Origin of the sequence: Nonomuraea longispora (genome assembly GCF_004348345.1) — a bacterium.
GTDB lineage: Bacteria > Actinomycetota > Actinomycetes > Streptosporangiales > Streptosporangiaceae > Nonomuraea > Nonomuraea longispora.
The window spans coordinates 1-8,439 of record NZ_SMJZ01000287.1 but is presented as its reverse complement, the minus strand read 5'-3'; the positions used below and the strand labels follow the sequence as shown (position 1 = coordinate 8,439).

Sequence of the window (8,439 nt, the reverse complement as noted above, 5' to 3'; positions counted from 1 at the left end):
GCCCTCCCCCGGCTCGCCGGGGGAGGGCGTTCGCGTCAGTACGGGCTCGTGGTGATCTCGCGTTTGCGCCGCAGCACCCAGGCGGCCACCACACCGCCGATCAGCCCGAACAGGTGACCCTGCCAGGAGATGCCCGGCTGGTTGGGCAGCAGGCCGGCCAGGATGCCCCAGTAGGCGACGCCCACGCCGATCGCGATGGCGAAGTCGAGCAGGCTGCGGTCGAAGAGGCCGCGCGCCAGGATGAAGCCGAAATAGCCGAACACCAGGCCGCTGGCCCCGATCGTCACCACGCCGGGGCTGGTCACCCACGTGCCCAGGCCGCCGATCAGGACGATCATCAGGCTGGCCCAGAGGAACTTGCCGACGTCGCGGAGCCCCGCAAGGAAGCCGAGGATCAGCAGGGGCAGCGAGTTGGCCATGAGGTGACCGAAGCCGCCGTGCAGGAATGGCGCGAGCAGGATGCCGACCAGGCCGTCAGGGTCCCAGCCGACGATGCCGTACTGGTCGAGCGAGCCGTTGAGCACGACGTCGACGCCCTCGAGGATCCACATCACGCCGAGCAGAACGCCCATGATGATCAGCATGCTCAGCGCACCTGACAGGAGGACGCCGGCGCCGCGTCTGGCCGAATCGAATCGTGAACCCGAATAGTCGCTCATGCGCCTCTCCCGGAGTCGTTGCCCTCTTTCTTTACCGTAACCAGGAAGAGCTACGCGTGCGTAAAGACGCCCCTCCCGTCTCCGGGGAGCGGGAGGGGCAGGACTATTCGCCCTTCCACCGGGGCGCGCGCTTCTCCGCGAAGGCGGCGGCACCCTCCATGGCGTCCTTCGAGCCGAACACCGGGTTGATGATCGCGCCCTGCTTCTTGAACATCTCCTCGCGCGACCAGTCCTGCGACTCGATGATCACCTTCTTGGTCGCGGCGAGTGCCAGCGGAGCGTTGCCGGCGATCTTGCCGGCGAGTTCGAGCGCGCCCTCCAGGGCCGCGCCCGGCTCGGTGATGCGGTTGACCAGGCCGAGCTCGTACAGGCGGGAGGCCGGGTAGTGGTCGCCGGTCAGGGCGATCTCCATGGCCACGTGGTAGGGGATCCTGCGAGGCAGGCGCATGATGCCGCCGGCGCCGGCGACCAGTCCGCGTTTGGGCTCGGGCAGCCCGAACGTGGCCGCCGACGACGCCACGATGACGTCGCACGCCAGCGCCATCTCGAACCCGCCCGCGAGCGCGTAGCCCTCGACGGCGGCCACCAGCGGCTTCTTCGGCGGCGACTCGGTCAGCCCGCCGAAGCCGCGCCCCTCCACCACCGGGAAGTCGCCGGACAGGAAGCCCTTCAGGTCCATCCCCGCACAGAAGGTGCCACCGGCACCGGTCAACACGTACGCCGAAATTTCAGGACGGGCGTCCAGCGCGTCCAGGGCGTCCGCGATCCCCCGCGCCACCGCCCCGTTGACGGCGTTGCGCGCCTTCGGCCGGTTGATCGTGAGGATCGCGACGTTCCCTGACTCCTCGACGAGCACTTCGTCAGACATGACACCCCTTCCGACGGGTCACTTGGGCTGGAAGCGGATGCCGCCGTCGAAGCGAACGACCTCGGCGTTCATGTAGTCGTTCTCGATCAACGACCGTACGAGGTGCGCGAACTCGCCGGCCCTGCCCATGCGCTTGGGGAACACCACCGGCGCGACCAGCTTGGCCTTGAACTCCTCGGCGTTGTCGTTGAAGCCGTAGATGGGCGTGTCGATGATGCCGGGGCAGATCGTGTTGACCCGGACGCCGATCGCCGCCAGGTCGCGCGCGGCCGGCACCGTCATGCCGACGATGCCGCCCTTGGAGGCGGAGTAGGCGAGCTGCCCGGTCTGACCCTCCAGCGCCGCCACGGAGGCCGTGTTGATCACCACGCCGCGCTGCCCGTCGGCGTCGGCCGGCTCGGTCTTGGCGACGGCGGCGGACCCGATGCGCATGAGGTTGAACGTGCCGATCAGGTTGACCTCGATGACCTTGCGGTAGGAGGCCGGATTGTGCGGTTTGCCCTCGCGGTTGACCGTGCGCTCCGCCCACCCGATGCCGGCGCTGTTGACGATGACGCGCAGCGGCTTGCCTGTCGCCACGGCGGCGTCCACGGCCGCCTGCACCTGGGCGTCGTCCGCCACATCGGTCCTCGCGAAGACGCCGCCGATCTCGTCGGCGACGGCCTTGCCGCGCTCCTCGTTGAGGTCGGCGACGACCACGGTGGCGCCGGCCCTCGCCAGCTCGCGGGCGGTGGCCTCACCGAGGCCGCTGGCGCCGCCTGAGATGATTGCTGCAGATCCGTTCACGTCCATATCCCGGACCCTAACGCGCCGACCGAATGAAGTTCTACTCGGGGCCGCTAAATCGCTCCCACGGCGCTGTCGACGTCGGCGTACACCTTGATCCGCCGGTCGAGGCCAGTCGTGCGGAGGATGCGCGCCACCGGCGCCTGCGGCGCCGCGAGGGACACGCCACCGCCCTCCCCCGTCGCCAGCCGCCAGGCCTCGATCAGCACCGACAGGCCGCTCGAATCCATGAACGACAGCTGCTGCAGGTCGAGCACGAGCCTGGCGCCGTCCTGTTTGATGGCGTCACGCACCTCATCGCGCAGGAACGGCGCGGTGAACAAGTCGAGCTCACCCTCAACGGCCACCACCACGGCATCACCCAGGGCGTGTCGTGCAAGCCGCAGCTTCATTTGGCCCCTCCTCGATGAGCCACTGTACTTCGACATCCCCGGAGAGCGGGCATGCACAAACTACGAAGAGCCGGATGCAGGCGGGCTTCGCGCGTCAAACCGGCTCACATGACGGGGATGGCGAAGCCGTACGGGAGCTCCAGGCGGTGCCTGGCCAGCAGTTCGGCATCGGAGAGCAGCGTACGCGTGGGGGCGTCCGCGGCGATCACCCCGTCGGACAGGATGAGCGCGCGCTCACACAACTCCAGCGCGTACGGCAGGTCGTGCGTGACCATGAGCACCGTCACGTCCAGGGAGCGCAGGATCTCCGCCAACTCCCTGCGGGCGGCCGGGTCGAGGTTGGACGAGGGCTCGTCGAGGACCAGGATCTCCGGCTCCATGGCGAGCACGGTCGCGACCGCCACCCTGCGCCGCTGCCCGAACGACAGGTGGTGCGGCGGCCGGTCGGCGGCGTCCAGCATGCCGACCCGTTCCAGGGCGCCCTTGACCACGCGGTCGAGGTCCTCGCCGCGCAGGCCGGCGTTGGCCGGGCCGAACGCCACGTCGTCCCTGACGGTGGGCATGAACAGCTGGTCGTCGGGGTCCTGGAAGACGAGGCCGACCCGCTGCCTGATCTCGGCGAGGGTGTCCTTGCGCACGGGGGTGCCCGCCACGGTGACGCTGCCGTGCCCGGCGGTGAGAATGCCGTTGAGGTGCATGACGAGCGTGGTCTTGCCGGCGCCGTTCGGTCCGAGCAGGGCCACCCGCTCGCCGCGGGCGATGGACAGGTCGACGCCGTAGAGCGCCTGCGTGCCGTCGGGGTAGGCATAGGCGAGTTGCCTGACTTCCAGAGAGTTCACAGGGACAGTCCCAACACTGCGAGGGCCGCGGCGGGCAGAGCGAGCGCCATGCCCCACTGGCCCACAGATGCCGAAATATCGTTGATCATCGGCATCCGCCCCGAGTATCCCCGGCTGAGCATCGCGAGATGCACTCGCTCCCCCCGTTCGTACGACCGGATGAACAGTGACCCGGCGGACCGGGCGACCACCGGGATCTGCCGGAAATTTCGCGCCTCAAACCCGCGAGACTCCCGCGCCACCCGCATCCGCCGCATCTCATCCATGATCACGTCCAGATATCTCAGCATGAACATGGCGATCTGCACCAGCAGACTCGGCAACCTCAGCCGCTGCGCTCCGATCAGCACCTCCCGCGGCTCGGTGGTGGACGCCAGCAGCACCGAGGCGGCCACGCCGAGCGTCGCCTTGGCCAGGATGTTCCAGGCCGCCCAGAGCCCGGGAACGCTCAGCGACAGCCCCATCACCGTGATCCGCTCGCCCAGCCCGATGACCGGGATGAGCAGGGCGAACAGCACGAAGGGCACCTCGATCACCATCCGCCGCGCCATGTGGCCCACCGGCACCCGCGCGGCCAGCGCGACGCCGCCGAGCAGCGCCGCGTAGGCCCCGAAGCACCAGAACCGCTCACGCGGCGTGGCCACCACGACGAGGGCGAAGGCGAGGACCGCCAGCAGCTTGCACTGCGGCGGCAGCCGGTGCACCACCGAACCGCCCGGCAGGTAGAGCTGGTGACGGTGCCCGGCGCCCACGTGTCACACCTTGGCCTGACCGCGTCCGCGCGCGGCGTAGGCCACCGCCCCGGCGACGACCAGCACCAGGCCGACGCCGATGACGCCGGCGACGCCGACGGGGATGCCGCCGACCTCGCCGTAGTCGGCCAGCGTCCACGAGCCGAACAGGTGGTCGGCCGCCTGGTCGATAAAGCCCTTCTCCTCGGCCACCGCCTCCAGCCCGTCGGGTGACGACGAGGCGAAGAACGACACGAGCCCGGCCAGCACGAGCGTCACGCCGACGCCGCCGAGCAGGAACGGCCTGAGCGCGCCGCGGGCCTCCGGGGCAGGCTCGGGCTCGCCCACGGTGGCGCCGGCGCCCTCGGCCCCGCGCAGGACCAGCGGCTTGGCCAGGCCGCGGGCGGCGTACACGAGGTCGGGCCGTACGGCGAGCACGGCGCCGACGGTGGCGGCGGTGATCAGGCCCTCGCCGATGCCGATCAGCAGGTGCACGCCGCCCATCGCGGCGGCCACCGTGCCCACCTCGATCGGCGCGGTCCCGCCGATCCAGAACAGCAGCGTGAACGCCAGCGCGGAGACCGGCACGGAGACCAGCGCGGCCAGGAACGCGGCCACCACCACCTGGCCCTTCGCCAGCCCGGTGACCAGCTTGAAGACGCCCCAGCCGACCAGCACGGTGACGACGCCCATGAGCGTGATGTTGATGCCGAGCGCGGTCAGCCCTCCGTCGGCGAAGAACACGCCCTGGACGAGCAGGACCACGGCCATGCACAGAACACCCGTGTAGGGCCCGACGAGTATCGCGGCCAGCGCACCGCCCAGCAGGTGGCCGCTGGTGCCCGCGGCGACGGGGAAGTTGAGCATCTGGACGGCGAAGATGAACGCGGCGACGAGCCCGGCCATGGGGGCGGTCCTGTCGTCGAGTTCGCGCCGTGCCCCCCGCAGGCATACGGCGACTCCCGCGGCCGCCACGACTCCCGCCGAGATCGATGTCACTGCGTTGAAGAAGCCATCGGGTACGTGCACGGCACTACCTCCGGGAACCGGATGAGACGGTACAACGTACCTACTTTAGGACATTGACTTGCACCTGCACATATATGGCAATTAGCGAATAATCCTGTTGATCACCGCCCGCGCCGTCAGCCTCCGCACCACCGTGCTCAGCCGCCCCCGCGTCGTGTACGGCCGCACGCTCCTCCGCAGCGCCGCCCACCACCACCGGCGCGGGCCCACGAGCGCGCCCGCGTCCGCCTCGATCCTGAACCGCGCCGCCGGCCCGCCCAGGTCGAGCTCCAGGTACGCGTCCCAGGTGCCCGGCGGCAGCCGGCCGACCGCCAGCCCCGCCGCGAACCCGCCACCCGGCAGCGCCGTCACCGGCTCGGCCCGCTCGCGCCCGTAGCGCCGCTCCCGCCAGACGATCCGCCGCAGCGCCACGGCCGCGGGCGCGGTGTCGACGACGCTGACCTCTCCGTCGATGAGCAGCCGCTGCCCCAGGCCCCACCGCGTCCTGATGACCCGGGCGCCGCCGGGCACGGCCACCACGTGCCCGCCCACGTCGATGCTGAGGTTGCCGTTGTCCCTGGTGAAGTAGGGCAGGACCACGACGCCGCCGATCATCCGGGGCATCGGCCGGCTGACGCCGATCTCGCGGTCCGCGCCCAGCCGGCCGAACCGCAGCGCGCCCTCGACCTCGACCGCCACCCGCAGGTCCCAGATCCCGGAGGCGAGCGCCGACACGTCCACGCGTACGGTGAACTCGCCGCCCTTCCGCTCGGCGGGGATGACCACCTCGGCGGCCGGGTCGTGCCGCGCGCGCAGCACCACGGCCAGGCCGTGGTCCCTGGCGATGCCGTGCAGCCCCGCGGAACCCGTCATCACCAGGTGGTCGCCGTCCCAGCACACCCCGGTCAGCCGGCGGCGTACGGTGGCGCTCTCGATGCGGGCCAGGCGCACGAGGCGGTCGATGTCGTCGAGCGCGGTCGCCCGCTGCCGGTCGATGCTGTTGAGCCGCTCGTGCACGCCCGGCGTGTACCACTCGTCGCACAGGGCCGCCACCTCACGCGCGATGTCCTTGCGCCGTACGTCGTCGCTGTCCAGGAACGCGGACCCGAGCTGGGTGAACACGTCGAGCCTGAAGTGCCTGCGCAGCAGGTGGTCACGGAGGGGGCCCGGCTCGATGTGCCCGGACATGAGCCGGATCGGCTCCCTGATCATGGCCAGCCAGGCGAGCGGGTCCCTGCTGCCGGCCCGCTGCATGATGCTGGTGCCGTCGGGCCTGGCCATCAGGTGGTAGCAGTCGTAGTCGGCCACCACGGAGATCACCCCGGCGTGGCAGTAGGCGTGCACGGTGAAGAGGATGTCCTCGCCGACGGGCATGCCCTCCCCGAACCGGATTTGGTGGCGTTCGAGCAGTTCCCTGCTGAACAGCTTGAAGCAGCACAGGCTGTTGTAGACGTTGCCGTCGCCCAGCTCCACCCGGTCGGCGCTGTGCTGGAACATCGACACGGGCGCCCTGCGGCCGTGTCCCACGATCCTGCCGAGCACGATGTCGGAGTCGTTCCTGTCGGCCATGGCGACCATCCGCTCCAGCGCCTCCGGGCCGAGGTGGTCGTCGGCGTCGCAGAAGAAGACGTACCGGCCGGTGGCGTGCTCCAGGCCGACGTTGCGCGGCCGGCCCGCGCCGCCGCTGCCGTCGATGTGGATCACCTTGACGGTGGACGGGTGATAGGAGGCGTAGAGGTCGAGGAGTTCGCCGCTGCCGTCGGTGGAGCCGTCGTCGACGACGATCAGCTCCTTCTTCACCCGCTGGACGAGCGCCGCGGTGAGGCACCGGTCGAGGTAGGCCCGGCAGTTGTGCACCGGGATGACGACGCTGACGTCAACCGCGTCATCGCCGTTCTCCGTAGCCGACATCGCCAACACCGCCCGCTCACGTTGCGCCGCCATTCGGTTCCAGTATGTGACGAACGGCCCTGTCCCCGGGGGGCGATCGGAGGTCTTGCACTCCGTCTTTTGCTAACACCGGCGGTTCGCCGCATTTCTTCAACATGAGCCGACAAAGGTCGCCAAATACCTCATTCGCACGGCGCCGAATCGTATTCAGGGACGAGGTTTTCCCTCCGGGGGGAAGAAACCTCTCCGCGGGGAGCATTGAGACACCCCTCGCCGACGTGAGTGATCCTCAGGGCCGGGCCGCGCGTCTACAGTTAGGCATCCTTGACCGGGAGGTGGCGTGAAATGGCATCAGATCTCCGCAGGCGCACGGCCGACGGCTCCGCCGTGCACGCCGCAGAGTTCATCGTCTCCTCGGCGCGACTGGGAGAACTGCACGAATGTTCGGCCCTGCTGCGCCACACGAGGATGCGGGCGGCTGAAATCGTGGACGAGGCCCGCACGCTGCTCGCCGAGGCCGAGCGGCACGGCCACGCCGACCGCGTGCGCGCCCTGCGCGAGCAGCTCGAACAGGCTCGACGGTCCTACTCCAAGGTCCTGGACGCGTACGTGACGATCTGCGGCAAGATCACCGACGAGCGGCAGGCCATCATGCGGGCGCAGGTCGAGCCGGATCGCCGGCCAGGCTTGTCAGGGGTAGCCTGACGGGCTATCGTCAGGCCATGCCTGACTGGAATGACAGAGTCCGCTGCTCGTTCTGCCACAAGAAGAGCTCGGACGTGAGCAAGGTGATCGCCGGTCCCGGCGTGCACATCTGCGACGAATGCATCAGCCTCTGCAACGACATCATCGAGCAGGACCGCCGCACACCGTCGCCCGAGCCGCGGCTGCCCATGTGGGAGTCCATGACCGACGAGCAGATTCTCGACCACCTGCCCAAGATCGCCGCGGTGCAGGCGCAGGTCGACGACAATCTGCGCGACTGGGTGGCACACCTGCGCACCAGGGACGTCAGCTGGGAGCGCATCGGCACGTCGCTCGGCATGACCCGGCAGTCGGCCTGGGAACGGTTCAGGAGCGAGGCCTGACGTGTGAACCTTCGTGCCACTCGGGGCGTCCTATTAGTGAGGAAAGTCGGCCATGTGCGCCTTGACGGTTTAGCGGGGGCCACACCGCACGTCACGGCAGAACGGCCGGCCACCGGATGAACGGGCTCCAGCTCCCCGGCCGCCCCGGGGAGCTGGAGCAGGGGGCCGCACCCCACAC

The 8,439-nt window shown here is 69.8% G+C and carries 10 protein-coding genes; 2 read left to right on the top strand and 8 right to left on the bottom strand.

Annotated elements, in window-relative coordinates:
- Positions 1-35: 35 nt before the first annotated feature.
- The 8 genes from E1267_RS40860 to E1267_RS40825 all read right to left on the bottom strand — a co-directional run bounded on the left by E1267_RS40860 (position 36) and on the right by E1267_RS40825 (position 7,227).
- A complete protein-coding gene (locus tag E1267_RS40860) occupies positions 36-584 on the bottom strand; it encodes a rhomboid family intramembrane serine protease (protein WP_246064636.1) in 549 nt (182 codons plus the stop codon).
- A gap of 178 nt (positions 585-762) precedes the next feature.
- Positions 763-1,527 carry a crotonase/enoyl-CoA hydratase family protein gene (locus E1267_RS40855; RefSeq protein WP_132341225.1) on the bottom strand — a complete coding sequence of 255 codons (765 nt, stop codon included), beginning with the start codon at positions 1,525-1,527 and terminating at the stop codon, positions 763-765.
- A gap of 18 nt (positions 1,528-1,545) precedes the next feature.
- Positions 1,546-2,319, bottom strand: a complete 774-nt coding sequence (locus E1267_RS40850) for an SDR family NAD(P)-dependent oxidoreductase (protein WP_132341223.1) — start codon at positions 2,317-2,319, stop codon at positions 1,546-1,548.
- A gap of 47 nt (positions 2,320-2,366) precedes the next feature.
- On the bottom strand, positions 2,367-2,705 hold the full coding sequence (locus tag E1267_RS40845; protein ID WP_132341221.1) for an STAS domain-containing protein: 339 nt from the start codon (positions 2,703-2,705) through the stop codon (positions 2,367-2,369).
- A 104-nt stretch (positions 2,706-2,809) separates the two neighbouring features.
- Entirely contained in the window at positions 2,810-3,544 is a 735-nt protein-coding gene (locus tag E1267_RS40840; RefSeq protein ID WP_132341219.1) for an energy-coupling factor ABC transporter ATP-binding protein, read from the bottom strand.
- Positions 3,541-4,296 carry a cobalt ECF transporter T component CbiQ gene (cbiQ, locus tag E1267_RS40835; RefSeq protein WP_132341217.1) on the bottom strand — a complete coding sequence of 252 codons (756 nt, stop codon included), beginning with the start codon at positions 4,294-4,296 and terminating at the stop codon, positions 3,541-3,543. Before cbiQ ends, E1267_RS40840 begins: the two co-directional genes overlap by 4 nt.
- A 3-nt stretch (positions 4,297-4,299) precedes the next feature.
- On the bottom strand, positions 4,300-5,304 hold the full coding sequence (locus E1267_RS40830) for an energy-coupling factor ABC transporter permease (RefSeq protein ID WP_132341215.1): 1,005 nt from the start codon (positions 5,302-5,304) through the stop codon (positions 4,300-4,302).
- Positions 5,305-5,385: 81 nt separating this feature from the next.
- Positions 5,386-7,227 (bottom strand): glycosyltransferase family 2 protein, encoded by a 1,842-nt coding sequence (locus E1267_RS40825; RefSeq protein ID WP_132341213.1) that lies wholly within the window; start codon positions 7,225-7,227, stop codon positions 5,386-5,388.
- Positions 7,228-7,518: 291 nt separating this feature from the next.
- Here E1267_RS40825 and E1267_RS40820 point away from each other — a divergent pair, with 291 nt between their 5' ends.
- Together E1267_RS40820 and E1267_RS48145 are read left to right on the top strand one after the other, a co-directional pair.
- A complete protein-coding gene (locus tag E1267_RS40820) occupies positions 7,519-7,878 on the top strand; it encodes a hypothetical protein (RefSeq protein WP_132341211.1) in 360 nt (119 codons plus the stop codon).
- Between the two features lie 17 nt (positions 7,879-7,895).
- Complete coding sequence (locus tag E1267_RS48145) at positions 7,896-8,261, top strand: ClpX C4-type zinc finger protein (RefSeq protein WP_132341209.1); 366 nt, start codon at positions 7,896-7,898, stop codon at positions 8,259-8,261.
- Positions 8,262-8,439: the final 178 nt, after the last annotated feature.

Coding starts and splice junctions, on each gene's coding strand:
- E1267_RS40845 (WP_132341221.1), bottom strand. CDS start 2,705: ATGAAGCTGCGGCTTGCACGACACGCCCTGGGTGATGCCGTGGTGGTG.
- E1267_RS40850 (WP_132341223.1), bottom strand. CDS start 2,319: ATGGACGTGAACGGATCTGCAGCAATCATCTCAGGCGGCGCCAGCGGC.
- E1267_RS40860 (WP_246064636.1), bottom strand. CDS start 584: ATGCTGATCATCATGGGCGTTCTGCTCGGCGTGATGTGGATCCTCGAG.
- E1267_RS40855 (WP_132341225.1), bottom strand. CDS start 1,527: ATGTCTGACGAAGTGCTCGTCGAGGAGTCAGGGAACGTCGCGATCCTC.
- E1267_RS40825 (WP_132341213.1), bottom strand. CDS start 7,227: ATGGCGGCGCAACGTGAGCGGGCGGTGTTGGCGATGTCGGCTACGGAG.
- E1267_RS40820 (WP_132341211.1), top strand. CDS start 7,519: ATGGCATCAGATCTCCGCAGGCGCACGGCCGACGGCTCCGCCGTGCAC.
- E1267_RS48145 (WP_132341209.1), top strand. CDS start 7,896: ATGCCTGACTGGAATGACAGAGTCCGCTGCTCGTTCTGCCACAAGAAG.